This is a genomic window from Enterococcus viikkiensis (genome assembly GCF_005405345.1).
GTDB classification, from domain to species: domain Bacteria; phylum Bacillota; class Bacilli; order Lactobacillales; family Enterococcaceae; genus Enterococcus_A; species Enterococcus_A viikkiensis.
In genome coordinates this window covers 238,563-260,926 of sequence record NZ_BJDW01000001.1, presented here as the reverse complement: position 1 = coordinate 260,926, position 22,364 = coordinate 238,563, and the positions used below count along the sequence as shown (strand labels likewise).

Annotated in this window: 20 protein-coding genes and 1 pseudogene; 7 read left to right on the top strand and 14 right to left on the bottom strand. The window is 40.7% G+C overall.

The window, feature by feature from the left end:
• Positions 1 to 47: 47 nt before the first annotated feature.
• A complete protein-coding gene (locus tag FFM67_RS01230) occupies positions 48 to 998 on the top strand; it encodes a P1 family peptidase (protein WP_137612855.1) in 951 nt (316 codons plus the stop codon).
• A 95-nt stretch (positions 999 to 1,093) separates the two neighbouring features.
• On the opposite strand, the gene FFM67_RS01225 is transcribed toward FFM67_RS01230, so the two are convergent.
• The 5 genes from FFM67_RS01225 to FFM67_RS01205 all read right to left on the bottom strand — a co-directional run bounded on the left by FFM67_RS01225 (position 1,094) and on the right by FFM67_RS01205 (position 5,062).
• Positions 1,094 to 1,645 (bottom strand): Asp23/Gls24 family envelope stress response protein, encoded by a 552-nt coding sequence (locus FFM67_RS01225; RefSeq protein WP_137612854.1) that lies wholly within the window; start codon positions 1,643 to 1,645, stop codon positions 1,094 to 1,096.
• Between the two features lie 61 nt (positions 1,646 to 1,706).
• Positions 1,707 to 1,895, bottom strand: a complete 189-nt coding sequence (locus tag FFM67_RS01220) for a DUF2273 domain-containing protein (RefSeq protein ID WP_137612853.1) — start codon at positions 1,893 to 1,895, stop codon at positions 1,707 to 1,709.
• Positions 1,896 to 1,906: 11 nt separating this feature from the next.
• Positions 1,907 to 2,479 (bottom strand): alkaline shock response membrane anchor protein AmaP, encoded by a 573-nt coding sequence (gene amaP / locus FFM67_RS01215; RefSeq protein WP_137612852.1) that lies wholly within the window; start codon positions 2,477 to 2,479, stop codon positions 1,907 to 1,909.
• A gap of 265 nt (positions 2,480 to 2,744) precedes the next feature.
• Entirely contained in the window at positions 2,745 to 4,487 is a 1,743-nt protein-coding gene (locus tag FFM67_RS01210) for an ABC1 kinase family protein (protein ID WP_137612851.1), read from the bottom strand.
• Between the two features lie 113 nt (positions 4,488 to 4,600).
• The gene (locus FFM67_RS01205; RefSeq protein ID WP_137612850.1) at positions 4,601 to 5,062 is read right to left on the bottom strand and encodes a DUF441 domain-containing protein; all 462 of its coding nucleotides are present in this window, start codon (positions 5,060 to 5,062) and stop codon (positions 4,601 to 4,603) included.
• Positions 5,063 to 5,277: 215 nt separating this feature from the next.
• Here FFM67_RS01205 and FFM67_RS01200 point away from each other — a divergent pair, with 215 nt between their 5' ends.
• Entirely contained in the window at positions 5,278 to 6,228 is a 951-nt protein-coding gene (locus FFM67_RS01200; RefSeq protein WP_137612849.1) for an aromatic acid exporter family protein, read from the top strand.
• 186 nt (positions 6,229 to 6,414) lie between these two features.
• Here the strand turns inward: FFM67_RS01200 and FFM67_RS01195 are convergent, their stop codons facing one another.
• Entirely contained in the window at positions 6,415 to 7,098 is a 684-nt protein-coding gene (locus FFM67_RS01195) for a YoaK family protein (RefSeq protein ID WP_137612848.1), read from the bottom strand.
• Positions 7,099 to 7,537: 439 nt separating this feature from the next.
• On the opposite strand from FFM67_RS01195, the gene FFM67_RS01190 reads away from it, so the two are divergent.
• Positions 7,538 to 8,293, top strand: coding sequence for an AzlC family ABC transporter permease (locus FFM67_RS01190; protein ID WP_137612847.1), 756 nt, complete (start codon positions 7,538 to 7,540; stop codon positions 8,291 to 8,293).
• The gene (locus FFM67_RS01185; RefSeq protein ID WP_137612846.1) at positions 8,286 to 8,603 is read left to right on the top strand and encodes an AzlD domain-containing protein; all 318 of its coding nucleotides are present in this window, start codon (positions 8,286 to 8,288) and stop codon (positions 8,601 to 8,603) included. Before FFM67_RS01190 ends, FFM67_RS01185 begins: the two co-directional genes overlap by 8 nt.
• Before the next feature lie 114 nt (positions 8,604 to 8,717).
• Here the strand turns inward: FFM67_RS01185 and FFM67_RS01180 are convergent, their stop codons facing one another.
• From FFM67_RS01180 to FFM67_RS01170, 3 genes and pseudogenes are all read right to left on the bottom strand, one after another.
• Positions 8,718 to 9,023, bottom strand: a complete 306-nt coding sequence (locus tag FFM67_RS01180; protein ID WP_137612845.1) for a hypothetical protein — start codon at positions 9,021 to 9,023, stop codon at positions 8,718 to 8,720.
• Positions 9,024 to 9,109: 86 nt separating this feature from the next.
• On the bottom strand, positions 9,110 to 10,159 hold the full coding sequence (locus FFM67_RS01175; protein ID WP_137612844.1) for a HAMP domain-containing sensor histidine kinase: 1,050 nt from the start codon (positions 10,157 to 10,159) through the stop codon (positions 9,110 to 9,112).
• A pseudogene (locus FFM67_RS01170) lies at positions 10,156 to 10,827 on the bottom strand (response regulator transcription factor). Before FFM67_RS01170 ends, FFM67_RS01175 begins: the two are co-directional and overlap by 4 nt.
• Before the next feature lie 130 nt (positions 10,828 to 10,957).
• Here FFM67_RS01170 and FFM67_RS01165 point away from each other — a divergent pair.
• Positions 10,958 to 13,306, top strand: a complete 2,349-nt coding sequence (locus FFM67_RS01165) for an ABC transporter ATP-binding protein/permease (protein ID WP_137612843.1) — start codon at positions 10,958 to 10,960, stop codon at positions 13,304 to 13,306.
• Between the two features lie 196 nt (positions 13,307 to 13,502).
• On the opposite strand, the gene FFM67_RS01160 is transcribed toward FFM67_RS01165, so the two are convergent.
• On the bottom strand, positions 13,503 to 14,696 hold the full coding sequence (locus FFM67_RS01160) for a YdcF family protein (protein WP_137612842.1): 1,194 nt from the start codon (positions 14,694 to 14,696) through the stop codon (positions 13,503 to 13,505).
• A gap of 173 nt (positions 14,697 to 14,869) precedes the next feature.
• Between FFM67_RS01160 and FFM67_RS01155 the strand changes: the two genes are divergently transcribed.
• Positions 14,870 to 15,355: a GyrI-like domain-containing protein gene (locus FFM67_RS01155; RefSeq protein ID WP_137612841.1), complete on the top strand. Its 486-nt coding sequence runs from the start codon at positions 14,870 to 14,872 to the stop codon at positions 15,353 to 15,355.
• Between the two features lie 46 nt (positions 15,356 to 15,401).
• Here the strand turns inward: FFM67_RS01155 and FFM67_RS01150 are convergent, their stop codons facing one another.
• The 4 genes from FFM67_RS01150 to FFM67_RS01135 all read right to left on the bottom strand — a co-directional run bounded on the left by FFM67_RS01150 (position 15,402) and on the right by FFM67_RS01135 (position 20,413).
• Positions 15,402 to 16,697, bottom strand: coding sequence for a serine hydrolase (locus FFM67_RS01150; protein ID WP_137612840.1), 1,296 nt, complete (start codon positions 16,695 to 16,697; stop codon positions 15,402 to 15,404).
• A gap of 141 nt (positions 16,698 to 16,838) precedes the next feature.
• Positions 16,839 to 17,633: a TPM domain-containing protein gene (locus FFM67_RS01145; RefSeq protein WP_137612839.1), complete on the bottom strand. Its 795-nt coding sequence runs from the start codon at positions 17,631 to 17,633 to the stop codon at positions 16,839 to 16,841.
• Entirely contained in the window at positions 17,630 to 18,700 is a 1,071-nt protein-coding gene (locus FFM67_RS01140) for a TFIIB-type zinc ribbon-containing protein (RefSeq protein WP_137612838.1), read from the bottom strand. The genes FFM67_RS01145 and FFM67_RS01140 overlap by 4 nt, the downstream gene beginning before the upstream one ends.
• A gap of 477 nt (positions 18,701 to 19,177) precedes the next feature.
• Positions 19,178 to 20,413 (bottom strand): SPFH domain-containing protein, encoded by a 1,236-nt coding sequence (locus FFM67_RS01135; protein ID WP_137612837.1) that lies wholly within the window; start codon positions 20,411 to 20,413, stop codon positions 19,178 to 19,180.
• A 181-nt stretch (positions 20,414 to 20,594) separates the two neighbouring features.
• Between FFM67_RS01135 and dnaX the strand changes: the two genes are divergently transcribed.
• The gene (gene dnaX, locus FFM67_RS01130; protein ID WP_137612836.1) at positions 20,595 to 22,328 is read left to right on the top strand and encodes a DNA polymerase III subunit gamma/tau; all 1,734 of its coding nucleotides are present in this window, start codon (positions 20,595 to 20,597) and stop codon (positions 22,326 to 22,328) included.
• Positions 22,329 to 22,364: the final 36 nt, after the last annotated feature.

Here is a 22,364-nt window from a genome sequence, read left to right as displayed (position 1 = left end):
AGACGGACAAATCGGCTAAAATAAAGAAAATGACCGGAGGAAAATGAATGGAAGCATATCAAGAATTTTTTCGCATTGGACAATATACTGATGCAGAAGCAATGACTGGTTGCACCGTGATCGTATGTCAGGACGGTGTGACAGGTGGCGTTTCAGTGAGAGGTGGTTCACCGAATACGCGAGACACAGATGCATTAAAGTCAGAAAACAATCGGAAATTCGTTCACGGTGTCACCCTCTCTGGAGGGAGCGCATTTGGTTTGGCAGCGAATGCCGGCGTGGTAGATTTTCTAGAAGAAAATAATATTGGACGAGACATGGGAATCACCTATGTCCCTAATGTTGTGGGAGCTAGTCTATTTGATTTGCGGATCGGTCGTTCAGGTGTTCGACCAGATTATCAGGCTGGACGGAAAGCTTGTGAAGCGGCATTTGATGGACAACTTTTTCAAGCAGGAAATTACGGTGCTGGAACGGGCTGTAGCGTGGGAACGGTTAACGGCCCGCAGCAGGCGATGAAAGGTGGCATTGGACTGCATACGATGCGCCATGGGGATTTGTGGGTGACTGCCGTTATCGCCGTTAATGCAGTCGGGGATGTTTTTGAAGAAGAAGCTGGAAAAATTATTGCTGGCGCACGAAAAACTGGTGAAAGTAGGATTGGCTTTTCCGAAGAACTTTTCTTGGAACATTATCAAAATGAGTCTGGTCTTTTCGAAGGAAATACCGTGATTGGTTGTGTCATGACCAATGCTACTTTTCCAAAAGCCAAAATGAATAAACTGGCGGATATTAGTCATAATGGAATTGCTCGCGCGATTCGACCGTCCCATACAACTTATGATGGCGATACGCTATTTGTATTGGGAGCCAATCAAATTGAAGCTAGCTTTGAAGCGGTTTCGATTTTAACGGTGGAAGCCGTCCGTCAAGCAATTATCAAAGGAACAAAAGCAGCCGAAACCTATGGCGATTATTTAGCCTATCAAGATGTATAAATAGAATAAAATCAAAAAGCGCCGTAGCCCTGATAATGAGGGCTGCGGCGCTTAAAAAAAGACTAGCCAAGGAGCAGCTAGTCCGTGGGGAACGATTATTGAACGCGGGGTTCTGATTCCATATTTTCACTGATTTTGTCTGTTTGATTGCTGACAGCATTCTTCGCACGGTTGGTTTGTTTTGATGCAAATTTCCCAGTTGTTTGTGCAGCGCTACTTACTTTATCTTGAACCGTTTCGCTATCTTCTTCGTATTCTTCACGAGTCTTGATATCAACAACGTTGACATTGACTTCAATCACATCTAAGTGAGTCATTTTAGCCACTTGTTCAGAAATTAATTTTTTCATTTGTTCGTAAATGTCGTCAATATCTTTACCGTATTCAGCAACGATATCCATGTCAACTGCCACTTGTTTCTTACCAACCTCAGTACTTATACCCGAAGTTATATCGTCGCTGTTCACTAATTTGTCTTTGATGTTTGAGAAGAAGCCACCATCAACTGTTAATAAGCCATCCACGTCTTCTAAAGCGATTCCGATGATCTTTTGGATTACTTTGTCATCATAAGTTAATTCGCCTCTTACATCTTTTGTTGTATCTGCCCCTGTGTTCATTCCTGTTTTGATTGTTGAGTTTTCCATTATTTATTCCTCCTAAGTATTATTAATGTACGAACCTGCCAAGATTCAATCAATTTGTTGTTTATTTTTTTAGATAGTCATCTAAAATGTGGTTGTTTCGCAAATAAATGCCGACAGCTACACCGATAACTGTGATTAAAATTAATAAAATAGTTTTAAAGAAGCCGACCGTAAAGAATAGTACAGCTAAGATAAAACCTAAGACACCACAGATTAAAGGTAGTTTGTCTCGTGATAAATATTCTTGCATCGCTGTTCCTCCTATTCTACACGCGGTCGACTGACCGTCGTCGCTGGACTTTTTTCAGGCTCAAGCGCCTGGAATTTCACCTTGATAGCAACTTTTTCTTCAGGTCCAAGTAACTGGCGAATATGTGTTTCGACGCCTTGGGCCCAAGAATCCGTTCGACCAATCAAGGATGAAGTTTTTTTCAACTGTCCACGCACATTGACTTTTATTTTGTTTTTTGTGGCAGTCACGTTGACCTTAGGCGTGTCCATGAAGTCTTCCTGTTTTAAACTTGTGCGGACGTAACCTTCAATGGCTCGTTTATCCAATAGCAATTTTCCTTTTTGCTCATGCAAAATAAATTTGGTGATTCTTTTTGGATAGAAGATAATGATCAGAATGGCAATCAGTGACAAAATTGCTAAAGCAGCAGCTACCCAGAAAAGATAAATCTGTGCATATGTGTTTGATAGCACAAATTCTTGCAGAGCACTCAAATCGAATGGATTTGAAGCGACAAAATAATAAATCGCCATGACTGGTACAAAAATCGAAAGCAAAATCAAAAAGAAAATGATTAGGATGGTTTTCAACCCCTTGTTCATGTCGCACCCCCTTACTTCAAATTTTCTAAATTGTTTACAATAAAATAATAAAATGTTATCCCTTTCCTGTAAAAAAATATGATTTTCACTTTTACTATAGAGACTCTTTTTACGTTGTTTATAGGAATTAAACAAGGCTGACAAGCGATTTTTTCTATAACACTTCATTTTTTTTAAGAGGTTGGAAAAAAAAGATAGGGTGATTTTTTTGACAAAAAGAAAGAGGCGTTGTACAGCCTCTTTGAAGGGTGAGTTCAGTGGGGAGCTAACGCTCTTTCCATTTGCGATAGCGACGATAAATACTTTCTAAAATCAAAAAGAGAATGGAGAGGGCCGCGATGGCGTAACCGAAGATCCCTAAATCTGAAATTAAGGTATCTCCTTGTGGGGAAGTTTGGACTAGCAGAGAAGAACCGATCACTAGTGCAGAGAGGATCAAACCAATTACCAGTCGATTGACCATCGCTTCTGCTCGCTCCAGTAAATTCCGCTGATTTTTTAGTTCAAGATTTAACTTGCCTTTGCCTTTTGCAAAAGTGTCTAAGGCATTTAAGGTATGACTGGGAAGTTTAGGTAAAGCTTTTAGGGTCGTTAAATAATCTAGCCCGGTCTCTTGTAATTCATTTTTTAAATCAAGTTGTTGAATGAAATACTTCTGAGCAAAAGGTGCAACGACTTCAAATAAAGACAAGTCAGGGTTCAAATCTTCAATCACACCTTCTAATGTTCCAAAGGCTTTGATCAGCATGGTTACAGAGTCGTCAATTTGTAAATTGTTATCATGACAAATCAGAACGACTTGTGAGAAAACTTTTTGCAGATCGATTTCTTTGATAGGCAGCGTCAAATAGCGATTCAAAAATTCATCTAATTCATCGGTGAAGGTTTCTTCATCGAAACTGCCAACTTGCTTACAGATTGCGTGGACTGCGTTTGTGATTCGCTGGGTATCTTTACTGTAAATGGCAATAATCGTATTGCTCATCTTTATTTGCATCTCACCGCTAATGGTGCCCATCATTCCAAAGTCGATGAAATTTAAACGAAAAGGTCGCAGCTTTTCTTTAGTTGAATAAGTAAGTTCATAAGGCAGCTTTCCCAGCTTGCCGGCATATTCCTTTGTTTTTAACGGCTGGTTCTGTTGATTTTCGCCAGCGGTCATCAGCTGCAGCAAAAGATTTCCAGGGTGGGGATCGGCATGGAAGAAGCCGTCCTCAAAAACTTCTTTCATAAAATGATCGATCAACAGTTCGCTGACCATTTTTTTCAGCTCTTTATTGGATAAGTCGGTGTGAATTTGCGGCTCGTCATCCGCGTTGATTAATTCTTTTAGATTTGTCCCGGGCATCCATTCCATCACGATCAGTTTTTTGGTGGAGTAGGCGGGTTCCATTTTTGGGACGCGAACCTCTTTCCACCCATGATTCAGCTGGTAGAATTTTTCCGCAAAGTCCAACTCTTTTTGAAAATCCAATTCATTTTGCAAAGAAGTGCGGATTTCTTTTAAAATATTTTTTAAATCAATGACGTTACTTTCGGGCACCCAGCTAGCCAAAGGGATTGCTTTTTCAAATAGGGACAAGTCTACTTCGATTTCAGAAGCGATGTCTGGATGCTGGACTTTAGCTACTACCGATTGGCCATTTTTTAGCTTCGCATGATGGGCTTGGGCGATTGAGGCGGAAGCGAAGGGGACTTCATCGAAGCTTTCAAAAATTTCCGTTAAGGGAACTTCTAACTCACGTTCGACTAATTGTTTCACGGAGTCGAAGTCATCCGTCTTTACGTCATCTTGAAGCTTGCGTAATTCTTTTGTAAAAGTTAAAGCAAAAATATCGGTTCGCACGGACATCATTTGTCCTACTTTAATAAAGGTCGGACCTAATTCTTCAAAGGCTTTGCGAACATCGACCGGATTTTTCTGCTGGGTAATATTTTTTACTAAACTATAGCGATTAACGATCGTCACGATTTGGCGCAAACGAGCTGTCTTGGATTGTTTACTCATAATCGTCACCTCCATCTTACTTCTATCTTACAAGAGAACTTTTCTGGACACAATCAAACCCCACCTTCTTTCCGATTACACAAAAGAAGGTGGGGTTAAGTTGGATGTTAACTTTAACGAGTGGTTACAGTCTGAATGACTTGCATGATACAATAAGTAATTCCGGCTGCAATGACAGGACCAGCGGCCACACCCTTTAAGAAGACCACACCCATGATCGTTCCAAAAACAAGGGCAACGGTGACCTCTGGCGATTGATTAATCAGCCCGATTCCTTTGGAAGATAAGACAGCAACTAAGACGCCGCAAATGGTTGCGACCCAACCTAAAGGCGATTTTAACGTATTTAGCAGATCCTTCAATACGATATCACCGGTGGCGATGGGAACTAAGATCGTGGCCGAAATCAACGTCACCCCCCAATTGATACCTTGTTTATTTAAGAGACTTAAAAATTTATCCGAATGAGGGATCAATTTCAACACTAAGACGGCGATTGTAGCAATCAACAAACTTTGATTCTTCGCAACAAAGGCCACTAATAAAATCAGTCCTAAAAAAAGCCAACTCTCCACTTCTATCACTCCTTTAAAAAAAGATAAAGACCTTAATACTATTTGTCTGTTGCTTAACGGGTTCAACTTATTTACTATACAAGAAAAGATCGGAAGTTGCGAATGGTTTTCTGATGTGGATAATTCTTTTTTCCCAAGTGATTTTAGTGTAAGCTTTTTTAAGAAGCTGAAATAAATGTACAAACAATGGCTTAGCCAAAAGCAGGAGGGTATAAATGAAGATAGGTTTACGAACAATCAAAACAGCGGTGGCGGCACCGATTGCTTTATTATTGGCGGGAGGACTACAATTAGATTCAGCCGCTTCAGCTGCCATTATCACGATCTTGACTGTCACCAATACGAAGCGTTCAACCGCAAAGACCGCGTTGAACCGGTTGTTTTCTCTGACCTTAGCCACGGTGATTGCTGCCGGCTGTTTTTTACTGCTAGGCTTTCATCCAATCGTCTTTGGTCTGTATTTAATCCTGTTTATTCCCTTATCGATTCGTTTTGATTTAGCGGAAGGGATTGCGGTCAGCTCGGTCTTGATCACCCATTATTTAGCGGCTGAAGCCATGCCTCTGACGTTGGTGATTAACGAGTATTTGTTGATGGTGATTGGCGTGGGCTGTGCGTTGGCAGCCAATCTTTATATGCCAAATACTGAAAAACAACTGCAGGAAGATCAGATAGTCGTTGAAGTGACAATGAAAAAAATGCTGGATCGGATGTCGGCGTTTCTTAATCAACCAGACAAAGAAGAAATCCTGCGGCAGGAATGTCTAGCGCTGCAAAATTTTGTGAAAAAGGCGCAAACGCGGTCGCTAGAATATGAAGAAAATCATTTTTTCAACGGCAATAGTTATTATTTTGAATACTTTGCGATGCGGCGTCTGCAATTAAAAATTTTTTCGGACATGCTGCAAATTTTGAATCGGCTGTCCGCAGCGCCAGAAGATGTACAGGAACTAAAAGAATTATTTGAATTCACTGCGGAAACCTTATCAGAAGAAAATGATGGCTCAGCGATTTTACTTAAGATCGAAGAAGTTGATCAGCGTTATCAGAAGAAAACATTGCCGGAAAATCGTCAAGCCTTTGAAGAACGAGCCCAGCTTTTTCATTTATTTCAATTATTCCAAGATTTCATTGAAATCAAAGCGGGCTTTTATCGGAATAAATAAGGATGAAAGAATCCTATTTAAAGTCTATGTCAGCGGGAGCGATGCATTTGAAACCTTTGTGAGAAACCAAGTTCATCTATCTAAAGACAAGTAACGTGATAACGCCATTGATTTTATTGGTTAAAGCTTTCAAAGGATAAAAAAATCAGGCTCCTCTCTCATTTGAGAGAGGAGCCTGATTTTGTTTTATCTGAATAAATGTATTTCTCTTTGAAAACGCCACACAAAAAAAGTTTCTGAAAGAGCTAAGTATAAAAATAAACCTGCAATCAAAAGGACTGTTTTTGCTGCGATCCAGCGATAAAAGAAGACAGAGACGATGACTCCTAAAACGAAAGCTACGACGACGAATAAGAAATGGAAGAAACGGGTTTTAGCGCCAGCATCTTTTGTTGTTAAATAATCGTAAAGGTTTGTCGCAACGCCTTTCAAATTACCAGTTGTAAATAAATTCGTATAGGCTAAGCCGTTAATTTTATCAAAAGCAATCCATTGAATGGCGGCAGTGAAGGCGATCATGATCGTAATAATGGCTGGATGAGGCTGTAAAAAAGGCAAACTGATCAAAAAAAAGACCAGCGCTTCAAAATAAAGCAGGAATAATCGCCAAAAATGAAGCTGTTTTTTCTTGAAATAATCAATCATAAATTTAGTTAAGAGAATCCCGAAGAAGAAGAATAAGGTAGAAAGGAGTTTTTTTCCTACCATGTTCCATTGCTGCTCATACGCTTGAATGATTGCTAAGACGATGTTCCCAGTCTGAGCCGAGGCAAAGGCTTCGTAACGTATATAAGTATAGCTATCCATCATTCCACCGATAAAAGTCAAGAGCAATCCTACCGAACGATTCTCATGAAAACTGTTTTCCATCTGTACTTCAACTCTTTTCGCTAACTATCTTAACATATTTTTTCTGAAAATCATTCTTCAAATTTCATCTCCTCTCTAATTAGTAAAGTAGATTCGTTAAATGAACTCACTTCACTCACAAAAAAAGAAAACTTATTCAGCGGTTAAAAGGAGCAAAGCTGTAATTGTACATGAATTTTTCATAAGAAACATTTAAAACTTTCCTCTTTTTATTTCGCAAAAGCAGATGTTTATAAAGTTTAGAAAAAAATAATTCGGTTTAATTAACCAAATTAAATTTTTTAAAAGAAAAATTCGATAAATTCCTGAATTTTACGAATGATTATGATCGTTTTCATAAAACTCATAAGATGATTACAGGGACTCCTTTTTTGGCAAGAATGTGTTAGAATGAGAATGCTTTTTATCCTGTGAACGTGAAGGGAATTGAGAAATTACCATGCCTGTAAAAAAAAGGACACCATGGTTAGAGGCGTTTTACGCAGTGCTCCCACTTTGTTTAAGCTATATTCCAGTCGGCTTGGCCTGTGGCATGCTGCTGCAAAAAGCGGGGTTCAATATTTTTCTGACTGCCTTACTTTCGATGCTGGTCTTTTCAGGAGGCGCACAATTTTTAGTCGTCTCAATGCTAAGTGTCCATGCATCATTTGTGTCCACCATCTTAATGGTCTTTTTCCTGGAGCTACGTTATGCACTGCTTGGCTCCAGCTTATCGCAATTTTTTAAAAAAGAGAAACGTTCATTCATCGCTTTGTTTTCGCAATCAATGAATGATGAAAACTATGCTGTAAATTATTTGAAGTATTCTACCGATCCTGAATGGAATCGTAAGAAAGCGTTGTATGTCAATTGGTTTTCGATGGCTTCTTGGACGGGAAGCACAATTTTAGGAACGATTTTTGGTTCGGTGATCCATGTTGATACTGAACTGGTTCATTTTGCTTTGACAGCGATGTTTATTTTTATGTTCATGATGCAAATGAACAATGGCTTGCTGCTAATCACGGGCTTATTATCTGGTGGGCTAGCGATTATTTTTATGCTGATGTTTAAAAATACCTTTGGGTTGATTTTAGCCACATTGTTAGCCTCTTTTGTCGGCTATCTGATTGAGCGTTTTCGCAAAACATCCAACACCAAAAATGACGGGCCGAATCATTATGATTTGACCGGTGAGGAGGTTCATCATGAGTAATGGCTCTTTATTGTTGCTAATTTTGTGTCTCTTCTCGGCTTCTTATTTGCCGCGATTGTTTCCGATGCTATATTTTTCGCAACGTCAAGTCCCGCAATGGTTCAGTGATTGGATGAAATATGTGCCGATTTCTTTATTTGCTGCATTAGTATTTAAAGATGTCTTTATTAGCGATAATCAATTTGATGTAATCGGCAACGTTCGAATTATCGCGATGTTTTTAGTGGCTGGGGTTGCTTACAAAACTCGTTCCATGGCGATCTCTGTAATTACGGGGTTAGCTGCAGTCTTTTTATTATCGATGATCTAAAAAAGTCACTCCTTGTGAGTGACTTTTTTTTGCGCGTTTCTCTTCGGATTTTTAAGGCGATTAATGGAATCGTATACGTGCTGAAGATCAGCCACTTTGAAGTAGCTGTATAGGCTAATTTTGATATTCAGCTAACGGACGATAGGTTAGGATTTGCATTTTGCGATAAAATTCGGCGGGCAGGTTTTTCCAAGATGCCAACAGGTTTTGGAAAAAGCCGCCTTCCGCGTTGATGATATATTCATTTAATAAAAGACCAAATGATTTTTTCGGTTGTTCTTTGACTAGTTCTTCATAAACTTTTGTGGCTTGTTTTTGATCCTCGGCCACAAAAAGTGTATTCACTTCGACATACGCACCTTCAATGTTTTGTGTTTCCTCAACAAAGTACACAGATTTAGTGACTGTTTGTTCCTCCATTTGAGTCATCCTCTCCTTTAACTATATCTAGCGTACAAAAGAAATAGTAACTATTCGTGAATTTTTATGCCTAATCCCACAATAAATTATGAATTTTTCAAGTTAGTCGGCAAATATATTTTAAATTTGCTGCCTTGATCAGGAGAACTCTTGACTTCGATACGCCCTTGGTGTAGGTCAACAATTTGTTTGGCAAGAGCTAAACCCAGTCCGTTGCCTTTTGTTTTTCGACTGGTGTCGCTTTGATAAAATTTATCGAAGATGCGCTCCGTAATCTCAGTGGTCATACCGATTCCTTCATCGCTGAGAGTGATGATCTGTTCATTTTCTGTATTTTGCAGGCGGACATGGATACGGCTGTCTTTTTGACTATATTTGATGGCGTTATCCATTAAGTTTAACCAGACTTGATACAAAAATTCTTCATTGCCATAAAATTCGGTCCGAGGCAGATCCAAATCCAAGCTTAGATTTAATTGCTCCCATTTCGGTTGCAAAAATAAAATTACCTCACGAATCTGTTCGTCTAAACGAAAGGCTTGAAAGTCTAATCCTAATCCTTGATTTTCCAATTTGCTGAGCTTCAAAATATTGTCGGTTAAATACGTCAACTGCTGAGTACCATCAAGCATTCGTTCCAAATACTCTCCTCGTTCAGCAGGAGACAGTGTCTCGTTTTGTAGAAGTTGGACATAGCCTTTGATAGTAGCGATCGGTGTTTTAAATTCATGGGAGACCGTTGAGACGAAGTCGTTACGCAAAGTTTCGATACTGCCTAATTCTTTTACCATCAAATTGAAATCGTGATACAGTTCCTCGACATCCTCCATTTGCTTGTCTTCACTCAATTGGATCGTGAAATCGCCCTTAGCCACTTGACTCATAGCTTGCCGCAAGTCGCCAATGGGCTGCAGGATTCGTTTGCCGACAAAGATCGAAAGAGCGGCACCGATTACTAGGCTTAGAAAAATAATGAAATAAAGTGGGAAGAGGTGCCCCTCACGTTCTGGTGTCAGCAGCTGAAAATGATTCACGAGAAAGAGCATCGCAATGAAAAAAGCTAAGACGATTACCATCAGTAAAAAGATGATCGCGACAAAATTCATCCATAGTTGGGGAAAGATTCGTTTCCTCATAGAAGGACCACCTTATAGCCTAATCCACGGATTGTTTCGATAGTGAAATCGGGATTATTTTCTAGGCGAGTTCGCAGGCGCTTGATATGAACATCAATCGTTCGCTCATCGGTATCAGAATCTAATCCCCAGATCTCATCCATTAATTGTTGACGGGTAAATATTTTATTGGGGTAAGCCAGTAACTTATATAAAAGTAAAAATTCCTTTTACGGTAGCGTCACACGTTGCTTCGGCGTTTTAATTTGGTAAGTTTCTTGGCTGAGCTGCGTATGACCTACGATTAATTCCTTCGTGTGGACGATTTGGGCTCGCCGCAGGAGCGCATCTACGCGTAAAATCATTTCATTTACATCGATTGGTTTGACCATGTAATCATCGACCCCAATGGTGAAGCCGCGTTTTTTATCTTCAAAAGAATCTTTGGCGGTGATAACTAAAATCGGCAGTTCATAGCCCGCCTGCCGTAAACTTTCTGCAAGCTCATAGCCATCCATATCCGGCATCATGATATCACTGATGATCAGATCAATGAATTGTCGCTCTAAAAGTTCAAGTGCAGCGACGCCATTACTCGCGCGAAACACTTCGAAACGTTCATTTTTCAAAGCTGATTGATAAAGGATTGATAAATTTTCATCATCTTCTACGATAAGTATTCGATTCATTTGCGTTGCCCCCCCTTTTTGTTCAATAATGATAACGAATTACTGTGAACCTAGTATGAATTTTTGTTCATTTTGAGTTAATAATGCCATGCTATCTTTACGATGTAAACTAAGAGAAAAGGGTGACACGATGTTAGAATTAAAAGATATAAAAAAATATTATCATGTGGGCGATACCACCACAAAAGCGTTAGACGGTGTGTCGGTTGCATTTCGCCGACAAGAATTCGTCGCGATCCTAGGAGCCAGCGGATCAGGGAAGACGACGATGCTGAATGTAATCGGTGGCTTGGACAATTATGATTCCGGTGATATGATCATCGACGGGACATCAACGAAAACCTTTAAAGACGCCGATTGGGATGCGTATCGTAATAATTCCATCGGGTTTGTTTTTCAAAGTTACAACTTGATCAGTCATTTAGGAATTATCGATAATGTAGAGCTTGGGATGACCCTCAGCGGTGTCTCGAAGGAAGAAAAGCAGCAACGGGCTGAGGATGCGCTACGGCGAGTAGGTCTGGCCGATCATATGCATAAGAAACCAAATCAGCTTTCTGGAGGACAAATGCAGCGGGTCGCCATCGCGCGAGCGTTAGCCAACGATCCAGATATTTTGCTTTGTGATGAACCGACGGGTGCTTTGGATACCGAGACCAGTGTTCAAATCATGAACTTGATCCAAGAATTGTCCAAAGAAAAATTGGTTATCATGGTGACGCATAATCCTGAACTAGCAAATAAATATGCTGATCGGACCATTCAATTTTCTGATGGACAGATTTTGAATGACTCACATCCCCATATCGAAGGAAAGAAAGGGGAAGAGTTTCAATTAAAACGAACCAAGATGAAATTCATCACTGCCTTGAAGCTGTCCTTCAATAACTTGCGTACCAAAAAAGGGCGGACCTTTTTGACTGCCTTTGCTTCAAGTATTGGGATCATCAGTATCGGAATTGTGCTTTCACTGTCCAGCGGTTTTCAAAAGCAAATTGATACGACCCAAGCAGAAACGATGGCGAAGTATCCGATTACGATCTCGAAAACCACGACAGATCAGACCGCGAATCGCAATCAAGCATTAGGCTCAGAAAAAGTGAGTGACTCAAATAAAGCTGGCAAAAATGAAATCATCGCGAAAATCAGTGATGAAGACAAAGCGCAACATACGAATAAGATCGATCAAAAATATATCGACTACATTAATAATATCGATCCTAAGCTAAGTAATAATATCGGTTATACGCGTGTTGTGGGAATGAACCTTTTGCGTGATGTCGACGGGGATGTGAAACCAGTCAAGCTATCAAATGAAGCACCAGACAGCGGCCCTTCCATGATGAGCGCAGTGTCTAGCATGACCGGAATGGGCGTTTCGTCTTTCCCTACGCAGCTAGATGAAAGCTCTGGGAACTTTTTAGAGGACAATTATAAATTGTTAGCTGGGGCTTATCCAAAAGCGACTACCGATGTGGTACTCATTGTTGACGCGAACAATAGCACCAATATCAATTCATTAAAAAATCTTGGCTTTGAGCTGAAAGACGGTGAAAAACTGAACTTTGATAAGATCGTCGGCACCCAATTCAAATTGATTAACAACAATGAATATTATCAAAAATTACCGACAGGGAATTTTATTCCTAAAAATGATTACCAAGCAATGTTTGATAATGCAAACAATGACACGTTAAAAATCTCAGGAATCTTACGGGTGAAAAGTTCTTCGACTATGAATTTATTAGCACCAGGGATTGCTTATAGCAATGAACTGACATCTAAAATCGTCAAAGATAATGAAAATTCTGAGATTGTCGCAGCACAAAAAGATGCGGATACAAATGTCATGACCAACGAAAAATTAGATGAGGCTGCTAAGGAGAATACTTTGGCCTACTTAGGCGGCGACAGCATCCCAAGCAGCATCATGATCTATCCAAATAATTATAAAGACAAAGAACAAATTTTAAGCTATTTGGATGATTACAACAAAGGCAAACCAAAAGAAGACAAGATCATTTATACTGACTTGGCAGGCACGATGACTGAATTGACCGGCGGTTTAATGGACGCCATTACTTACGTTCTAGTTGCTTTCGCTGGAATCTCACTAGTGACCAGCATGATTATGATTGGGATCATCACTTATACTTCTGTCATTGAACGGACCAAAGAAATTGGTGTCTTGAAAGCGCTGGGCGCACGGAAGAAGGATATCACCCGAGTGTTTGACGCGGAAACGTGTATTTTAGGTGTTGCTTCAGGAACTTTAGGTGTCTTGATCGCCTACCTTGCGACCTTCCCAATCAACGCGATTCTTTATAATATGACTGAACTTAAAGACGTGGCGCAATTAAATCCAGTCCACGGAGTTATTTTAATCCTCGTTTCGACCGTATTAACCATGATCGGCGGACACATTCCTGCCAAAATGGCGGCTAAAAAAGATGCGGCTATCGCATTGCGAGCAGAATAATTTATCCATCAAATAAAAAATAGGGAGTGCGGCCATTACAGGTCGCACTCCCTATTTTATTCACTATAAAGATAGTTTAAACTTTTCAAATAAATAAATCGCTTTACAGCAAGTATATCCAGGTCCGGCTTCACGAACTAGCGTTATCGGCAATAAGCAAAACGAGCTTGCAAAAGCCTTTCTCAATCTCAGAAAATCAGTGTAAAGAAATAAAACTTGCTGCAGTCAAGAGACTTCCGAGCACAACGATTCCCCCACAAATAAATAGGTGAATTCGTTTGTGCATCAGAGCCACTGCGATGAATTCTCGTAAAAAAGCATTGGGCCAATAATAACGTGCAGTCTTTGAACCGATTCCGTCTATTTTTAAGCCCGCTTGGGACGCATACATCCCTGCTCGGAAGATATGATAGTTGTTTGATGTAAAAATCGCATGGTAGCCAGAAGGTCTTTCTCGATCCATGATTTCTTTGCTAAACTTCATATTTTCCAACGTATTTGTAGACTGGGCTTCCAGTAAGATATCTTCAACAGGAATTCCTTGTTCGATCGCGTATTCTTGCATAGCGATGGCTTCGGGGACCTTTTCATCCGGACCTTGCCCACCAGACATTAAGAGCTTCGGCGCAGATAAAGTTTCTTTTAGCTGTTGCTGATAAAATTGAATCCCGCGATTGATTCGCTGTGCTAAGAGTGGTGTTACTTTCCGTCCATCGATTAAGCCAGCACCAAGAATAATAATAAAATCTTGATCTTCCTTTGGTTGGTTGAATTGATAGATCATTGAGATGGATAGAAAATTCCAAAAGACAATAAAAAAATAACCAGAAATCAAGGTTGGAATAGACAAGAGCGGTAGCATCCACTCAGGGAGAAGCTGGGCCCCGTAGGTTTGTATAATGACCAATGCAATAATCGCTAAAGCCAAGATCAGCGTTAGTAAGTTGGGTAAGCGGCGAGATTCATGCCGTAAAACAATGAAACTATTACCGATAAGAAAAATAATTGCGGCATAAATACCAAAAAGAAAACTAAATAAGAACAGCAGAATTAAAACACCTAAAATGCCTGCAGAAATCAAGGAACGTGATGAGAATGTTAAGATGACTAAATAACCCATAAAACTAAGTAGAAAAAGGTTGAATAGCCAGCCGTTTCTCAAACGACACTTGTCTTTGAAATAAAAATAATAAAATAAGAAAAAGAAAAATAGCGGAATTAAAAGATAAAACGTTTTTTCGCGTATTTCGATAAAGCAAAAATATAAGATTAGAAAAATACCTGTCCAAATCAATACGTGTTTCAATTTTTTTTTCTTAAAGCGAACGAGTATAAAAATGAATCCAATCAAATAAAGTGCTAAGGAAAGCAAATCTCGTTGCAGTTGCATGTATCATCACACCTTTCTAGCATAGTATAGCAAAAAATTGGAATAATACGCACTCAAGAGGGAATAGTTGGTTTTCTTTAGGAAGATTAGTAAAATGAATAAAAGAATGACGCGAAGTAAATAGGAGTAACAGCAGTTTTGGCTGAAAATAAGTTTACATTAGGAGGACAGAGATGGAGATTGAAGGCGTAAATCGAGTGGATTTGCCACCGTTAGATGTGATTGGGAAAGAAGGCCGCGGCTTGGCGGAAGAAGGATCATCATGGGTGCCGTTATTATGGGATCAAATGAATACTCATTTTGAAGAAATTGTCGGACTTTTAGCTGGACAAAAAATGGAGGACTTACACCTGTGGGGCTTAATGAGTGATGGTACTCATTGGTTAGAGCCGTGGCAGGAGGAAGGCCGTTATCTTGCCGGTGTACAAGTACCAAAGGATGCGGAAACACCCGTAGGTTGGGTGCGTTGGGAATTGCCAGCAATGAGTTATTTGACTCTCAAGGCCAGTGCTGAAAAAATCGAAGATGCCACGAATTTAATGCTGGGAGAGATCTTTCCGTTAGAAAAGCTTGAGCTTGCCGGCGCAATTCAGGAACATTATCTGCCACATTTTGCGGAGGGTGAAGTGGAGCTCTATTTTCCCTTTAAAAAGAAATAAAAAAACTTTCGACCGATGGATTTGATTCGGTCGAAAGTTTTTTGTTTTAAGCAAATAGATTTGTGATTTTCTTCCAGAGAAGTTCAAAGACGTTGGCTTTCTCGACCGCAGTTTTTGTTAGTAGATCGGTCGTTGCACCTTCATCTTTTTGCAGATACCCTAAGTTGTCTTGTGCGAGCTGGACACTAACGGTTCCGATCTTTTCGTTTTTATGAACTGGCGCGATAATGGCATTATTATCTAAAAGAGAATGGTCTAAGTTCGCTTTGATTGTTAGATTTTTGATATCCATATCATTGCGGACCCATAATTTTACCGGAGCACCTAAGATTAGTGATACCTTCTTTTCTTTGCCATCGGTAACCTTTAGTGTTTTTTGTCCGCTAGGTGGTTCTTGACCAGTAGCAGTAACTTCTTGCTGACTCCAATTCGTCAAGCAGTAGTCCATTAATTTGTTTGTTTCCACAAAGCGAGCTGAGCTGTTATTTGGTTCATCTAGGGCATTCAAAATGACCGTAATCACTCGGCGTCCATCTTTTTGAATCGTTCCCACAAAACAGGCACCGGCTAAATCGGTTGTCCCGGTCTTTAGTCCATCTACACCGTCTTTGTGATCATTGCCGCCAAGTACCATCAAATTCCAGTTCTCCATCTCTTCTGGATGAGTCGTGTTTGGGGCAAAAACTTTCTTCGCGATTTTCGATGTTTCTAAAACCTCAGGAAAGTCTTTGATCAGATGCTGAGCGATAATCGCCACATCTCTGGCAGACATCAGGTTCTCATCGTTTTCTTGTGTATCAGGGTAACGGTGTTCACCAAGGTAAACATTGCTTAAACCAGAGGCATTAATGATAGTGGCATCTGTGATGCCCCATTGTTTGACTTGTTCTCGCATTTGATCGACGAAGGTATGCTCATTGCCTGAGACTAATTCAGCTAAAGCAACAGCCGCCGCGTTGGCGGATTGAATAATCATGGCTTCAAAAAGGTCTTTGACTGTATACTTTTGATCACGAACTAACGTAACGTTTGATAATTCGGGGGTGGTGCTTAGTTGTTCCGCATACTCGGATATCGGTACTTCTTGATCCCACGAAATTTTTTGCTGTTTGATCGCATCTAAAACAAGATATGCCGTAATTGTTTTAGTGATTGAGGCGATCCCTTTTGGTGTGTCGCCATCTTGATTGAAAAAAACTTTTCCTGAGTCTGCATCGATTGCAAAGCCGGCGTTAGCGTTGACGGAAAAATCGTCTGCCGCTCGAGCGGTGATCCCTACAAGTGACTGGCAGAAAAGAATTAAGACAACCAAAATGAGAGGGAATTTTTTCTTTTTATGCATTGATAATCTCCTTTATTTCTCTTAACCCTAAAAGTTTAGCAAAATCATTAGGTGAATACAAGAAAATACACGGAAACACCGAAGATTCCATTAATTTTGGCTGTCTTCGGTGTTCTTTATTAGCAGGTATTCTTTTTGTGGTTAAAAACTTCTTCCACCGCCACCAAAAGTCCCGCCACCACTAGAGTGCGTTGAACTTCCGCCGCCCCCGCCGCCATTATTATTGGAGGCCCTTGGAATGCGGCGTGTGGTGACAAATGAATTCACTAATTGATCTTGTCGTTCTGTTAGATCTAATTGCGCATTTTGGCGATAGGGGTATTTGTAGGTTCCCGATTTTAATTGATAGCGCAAGCGTACCGAAACAAAAAAGCCAATTGCCGCAATCGACGCAACGAGCACCCCAATCGCAAGTTCAAGTGGTGTGATGGATTTATAGTAGGTGATTTTACCGGTGTTTTCATCAATGCGGTACGAGCCACCAGGCACGCCGTCATCGACGAAGTTTTTGATATTAGTTAGATAGGCAGTGCTGGCTTGATAATAATTTCCGTCGCTCATGGCACTGCTAACATCGTCTAGTAACTGATCGCGACGTTTGTCTGTTACAAAATCGATCATATTGCCGGAGGTCGATAAATAAATTTCACGTTGATTCATATCCAACAGTAGCAAAGCCCCGTTATGATTATTGCCAATCCGATCCCTCAGTTGATCGTCTGCAAATTTTCGTGGCTCTTCGGTGTTGTTATTGGTTGTTAGAATGAATACTTCACCCTTGATTTTTTCATTAATTGCGTCAGCGCGCTCAGCTAATTCGGTTCGTTCTTCCGGTGAAAGGAGGTTGGCTTGGTCATCGATAGTATTTGCTGCTGCTAAGACTTTCAAGGGACTAAACAACACGAAGAAACCAAGTAAGAACAGTATTTTTTTCATAGAAAATACCCCACAATCATCGCAAGCGCCATGACTGCCGCAAAAATTCCGCCAGAGAAGAGTCCTAAGCGTTTATAACTAATCGGCAACACTCCGCTGACTTTTCCCGATTGGCCGTTCATCGCGTAATAGTACGTTTTGTCCGAGTTGTCCTGATAAGTTACCAACCAAACAGGCAAGAGCATATAATGATTGTCCTGTTTTTGTACCTGAGTCGATTGATTGCCAGGCGTGAAGGTCGTGTAACCGGAAATCGTGTCTTGCAATAAATCTTTCGTGTATTCATCTAATTCGTGGTCGATCTGCTGCGCTAAGTCTTTGATTTCGATATCGCGCTTCTCTGCTTGGAAACCAGATAAATATTCAGTATGAAAATCCACCGCTTGATCAATGGAAAAAGGTTGGACACCTTCCACCATTTTTTGCTGAATATTTTTCGTCAGTGCATTTTTCGTCAGGTGCTTGATAGAAGCTTTTCCTTTACGAAAAATTTGATAAACTTTAGTTTCCGTATATTCTAATTCGCCAACGATCCAGACTCTTAACGAGGTTCCCTTGCCGGCTAAGCTCCCAATTGTCTCAGCATCTACTACCCAATAAGGAAAATAAACACCAGTCATTTTTTCAATCTGTGCTTCATTGAAAAAATCTTTCGGAACAAAACGTTTTTTACGTGCCCAATTCAAGAAATCAGCCACGGCTTTTTCGCGATCAATGGTAAAAGGCAAGACCTTATTAGGTAAAAATTCGCCGGTCAATCGTCCAGATAACACGACGGGGTTATGGCAAAAATAACAATAGGTTGCAGCAGTCGTATGATCCGTGACGATTTGGGCGCCACAGCTGGGGCAGAGAAATAAATCCATCTCGCCGGAAACCGTGTCTGTTGGGTTCGCGGTAGCCGCCGTGTCCTCTTTAGTCGTCACCTGCTCTTTAGCTTCAAATTTTTCGATGTCTTCCACGGTAAAAATACTTAAGCAATAATCGCAGTGAAATTTTTGATCACTTGGATTAAACGTCAAAGGTCCACCACAGTTGGGGCAATGATGAGTTACTACATCTGCCATTGCAGGTCCTCCTAATTCGTATTAATGAATTCATTTTTCAAAAAGTTGAAAAATGAGTTTGATTCTCAAGCCGTATATCATTCCTCTATGCGTCACACGCAGCTTCTTCTTTGACTATTAAAAATCTTTTTTAGCCAAGCAAACTGTGAAGAGAGGAACTGGCATCCTAATTCGTATTAATGAATTCATTTTTCAAAAAGTTGAAAAATGAGTTTGATTCTCAAGCCGTATATCATTCCTCTATGCGTCACACGCAGCTACTTCTTTGACCATTAAAATCTTTTTTAGCCAAGCAAACTGTGAAGAGAGGAACTGGCATCCTAATTCGTATTAATGAATTCATTTTTCAAAAAGCGAAAGATGGGCTTGATTTTTGTCACGTATATCATTCCGCTAAACTGTTTTTTAGATCAAATACCAGATCTAACTTTTTTACTAATAGGTACTGTGAAAAGCAGAACGATATGCTGATTATCGTTACTCTAGTGGAATTCCTTTAAAAGGTTTGCCACAGTGAGGACAGAATTTTGGAACGCCGCTACTTAAATCGACGACTTCACCACATTCGCTGCATTTCATTTGGATTTTTGCGCTTGTTGTGGGGGCGGGCTTTGGTTCGCCGCAATTACTACAGAATTTACCGGTATTTTCCGTGCCGCATTTTGGGCAAGTCCACTGATCATCTGCTGATTTTTGTTGAGCTTGTTGATTTTGCTGAATCTGTTGGTTATTACTTTGCGAAGCTTGGTTCAAAAAATCGCCGCCAGCATTCATGCCCATTCCCATACCGAAGAAACCAGTCGTTGCTCCTGCGTCGTTTTTTCCAGCCGCTTCCATGCCACGAGCGACAGAGCCTTGCACATAGCCTTCTCGGACGCTTGCATCACCTAGCATTGCGCCTTCATTGCGCATATTGATTAACTTGGTTGAATCGTCCGTGTAAGAGATGCTGGCAACGGCTACTGAAACAATTTCCATTCCACGTAGTTCTCTCCAACTATCATCCAAGGCATCCGCCAAGTATTTACTTAGCTCTAAGCTTTTTGATGGTACGTAAGAAATTCGTTGACCATCGGCGGACATTTGATTGATAGAAGCTTGTAAGCCAGTCAAAAATTCTTGCAAGTATTGTTCATTGATGTCGCTGATATCTACTTGATCCATATTCCGAGGAATCGCGTTGGCGAAAAATAGAATCGGGTCGGTAATTTTGATTGAATATGTTCCATGTGCCCGTAAGAATAACTCCGCATTATAAAAATTATCGAAATAATTCAACGGAGTACTGGTACCAAATTTGATTCCTTTGATTTCTTGTAAATTAATATAGAAGACTTGTTGTTTTTGCGGAGTAACACCACCAAACTTGAAACGGCTGAAGGTTTCGGCCACAGCATCCTTTAATGAGCCGTTGAACATTGAAGGTGCAGAATTATTTTCTACGGTGTAGTAGCCTTCTTCAGCGGTATAGTCAATAATTTTTCCGCCGTCTACTAGGAGCATCATCATATTTGGATAGACATGGATCACAGAGCCGTCGGTGATAACATCCTGGGTGCCCTTTTTATTGCTACCGCGCTTATCATCTTTACGTACGGCAACGCCCTTTGACATGACAGTTGTCTGACCCATGTCGGCAGGTTCAATGACCTCTAGCCATTGATCTGCCATTCCACCGCCGATACTGCTAGTTGCTGCTTTAAATAGTCCCATCAAAATCCCTCCATTAAACGTTTTTTTTATTATACCATAGGCTTTTTTTGAAATAGAATTGAAGCCCTCTGACAAATTAAAAGAGCCTAAACAATTGCTAGATAAAATTGGTTTTTATAGTTTTTTTGTCCAAAATCACGTATAATGAAAAGCAGTGATTTTGTAAGAAAAGAGGGAAAATATGGCGTATCAAGCACTTTACCGCGTTTGGCGTTCACAGCGTTTCGATGACTTAGTGGGTCAAGAAGCGATTACTAAAACGTTAAAAAATGCGATCCAACAACAGAAAACTTCTCACGCCTATTTATTTACCGGCCCCCGCGGTACAGGCAAGACGAGTGCGGCAAAAATTTTTGCCAAAGCCATCAATTGTCCCAATAGTGTCGATGGGGAACCTTGCAACGAGTGTGAAATGTGCCGTTCGATTACTGAAGGACGGCAGGAAGATGTCATTGAGATCGATGCCGCCAGCAACAATGGTGTGGAAGAGATCCGTTTTATCCGTGACCGGGCAAACTACGCGCCGACAGCGGCAAAATATAAAGTGTATATCATCGATGAAGTGCATATGTTGTCGACGGGCGCCTTCAATGCGTTGTTAAAAACGTTAGAAGAGCCGAAAGAGCATGTGATCTTCGTCTTAGCAACAACGGAGCCTCATAAGATACCGGCGACGATCATTTCGCGGACACAGCGGTTTGACTTCAAACGGATTGGTGTCTCAGCGATCATTGGCCGAATGGCTTACATTTTAGAGCAAAGCAATCAGCCTTATGAAGAACAGGCACTGTCGGTTATTGCGCGGGCGGCAGAAGGCGGGATGCGGGATGCGTTGAGTATTTTGGATCAAGCCATTTCTTTTAGTAATGAGACGATTACGTTAGCCGATGCCTTAGCCGTGACTGGCAGCTTAACGACTGAAATGATGGACCGCTTCATCGGAGCTTGCTTACAACAAGATGTCAGCAGTGCGTTAGAGGTATTGGAAAATATTCTGGCGGAAGGAAAAGAAGCGCGCCGTCTAACAGAAGATTTATTATTGTACTGCCGTGATTTATTGATGTATCAGCAAGCCCCAAAACTTTTGGAAAGTCGCGCGGCCTATTTGACCGATCCGTTCAAGCAATTAGCTGAAACAACGGCTTCGGAGCGCTTGTATTCGATGATCAAGATTTTAAGTGATACGCAAAATGAGATTCGCTTTACTAACCATGCGAATGTTTATTTAGAAGTTGCGACGGTAAAATTGGCAACACCGCAAACTGCGGCAGCAAACGCGGCGAATGTTCAAGTAAGTCCAGCAACAAATCCAGTGGATCAAGCAGAGCTGACGGCTTTAAAAACGCAACTACAACAAGTGCAGAAAGAGTTGCAGCAATTAAAAGCCAATCCAACAGTTGAAAAAGAAGAACGTAAAGCGGCCGCACCGAAGAAAAGTGCTAATAGTTATCGTGTGCCGACTGAACGGGTCTACCAAGTATTAAGTGAAGCGACAAAGGATCATCTGCTTAACGTCAAAAATGTATGGGAAGATTTGCTGATGGCTTTGCCGGTAACCCAGCGAGCGATGTTAAAAGCCAGTGAACCAATGGCGGCCGGACCTTCATTATTGTTAGTCGCCTTTGACTATGAGATCGTTTGTCAGCGAGCAGACAGTAATGACGAGCTGCGCTTGAATTTACAAAACAGTTTAAGCATGATGATCAAAAATTATACCCCTGAGTTTGTCTTTATCACTCGGGAAAGCTGGCCTCGTTTACGGCAAGCCTTTCTCAGTCAACATCACGACCGTCCAATCGAGATGGAAGCGAGTGACTCAGAGGAAAAAATCAGTTTATTGCCAAAAGAAACCAATGAAGTCGTTGAACAAGCGAAAAGTTTGTTTGGTGATCTCGTTACAATTAAAGAAGATTAAAGTAGAAGATAGAATCTTAAAGGAGCGAATAATAAA

Bases quoted from the DNA above. Each gene is read 5' to 3' on its own strand.
- amaP (WP_137612852.1), bottom strand. From the start codon at position 2,479: ATGAACAAGGGGTTGAAAACCATCCTAATCATTTTCTTTTTGATTTTG.
- FFM67_RS01165 (WP_137612843.1), top strand. From the start codon at position 10,958: ATGTTAGAATTAAAAGATATAAAAAAATATTATCATGTGGGCGATACC.
- FFM67_RS01200 (WP_137612849.1), top strand. From the start codon at position 5,278: ATGAAGATAGGTTTACGAACAATCAAAACAGCGGTGGCGGCACCGATT.
- FFM67_RS01225 (WP_137612854.1), bottom strand. From the start codon at position 1,645: ATGGAAAACTCAACAATCAAAACAGGAATGAACACAGGGGCAGATACA.
- FFM67_RS01190 (WP_137612847.1), top strand. From the start codon at position 7,538: ATGCCTGTAAAAAAAAGGACACCATGGTTAGAGGCGTTTTACGCAGTG.
- FFM67_RS01150 (WP_137612840.1), bottom strand. From the start codon at position 16,697: ATGCATAAAAAGAAAAAATTCCCTCTCATTTTGGTTGTCTTAATTCTT.
- FFM67_RS01160 (WP_137612842.1), bottom strand. From the start codon at position 14,696: ATGCAACTGCAACGAGATTTGCTTTCCTTAGCACTTTATTTGATTGGA.
- FFM67_RS01140 (WP_137612838.1), bottom strand. From the start codon at position 18,700: ATGGCAGATGTAGTAACTCATCATTGCCCCAACTGTGGTGGACCTTTG.
- FFM67_RS01180 (WP_137612845.1), bottom strand. From the start codon at position 9,023: ATGGAGGAACAAACAGTCACTAAATCTGTGTACTTTGTTGAGGAAACA.
- FFM67_RS01185 (WP_137612846.1), top strand. From the start codon at position 8,286: ATGAGTAATGGCTCTTTATTGTTGCTAATTTTGTGTCTCTTCTCGGCT.
- FFM67_RS01145 (WP_137612839.1), bottom strand. From the start codon at position 17,633: ATGAAAAAAATACTGTTCTTACTTGGTTTCTTCGTGTTGTTTAGTCCC.
- FFM67_RS01175 (WP_137612844.1), bottom strand. From the start codon at position 10,159: ATGAGGAAACGAATCTTTCCCCAACTATGGATGAATTTTGTCGCGATC.
- FFM67_RS01230 (WP_137612855.1), top strand. From the start codon at position 48: ATGGAAGCATATCAAGAATTTTTTCGCATTGGACAATATACTGATGCA.
- FFM67_RS01195 (WP_137612848.1), bottom strand. From the start codon at position 7,098: ATGGAAAACAGTTTTCATGAGAATCGTTCGGTAGGATTGCTCTTGACT.
- FFM67_RS01220 (WP_137612853.1), bottom strand. From the start codon at position 1,895: ATGCAAGAATATTTATCACGAGACAAACTACCTTTAATCTGTGGTGTC.
- FFM67_RS01210 (WP_137612851.1), bottom strand. From the start codon at position 4,487: ATGAGTAAACAATCCAAGACAGCTCGTTTGCGCCAAATCGTGACGATC.
- FFM67_RS01135 (WP_137612837.1), bottom strand. From the start codon at position 20,413: ATGGGACTATTTAAAGCAGCAACTAGCAGTATCGGCGGTGGAATGGCA.
- FFM67_RS01155 (WP_137612841.1), top strand. From the start codon at position 14,870: ATGGAGATTGAAGGCGTAAATCGAGTGGATTTGCCACCGTTAGATGTG.
- dnaX (WP_137612836.1), top strand. From the start codon at position 20,595: ATGGCGTATCAAGCACTTTACCGCGTTTGGCGTTCACAGCGTTTCGAT.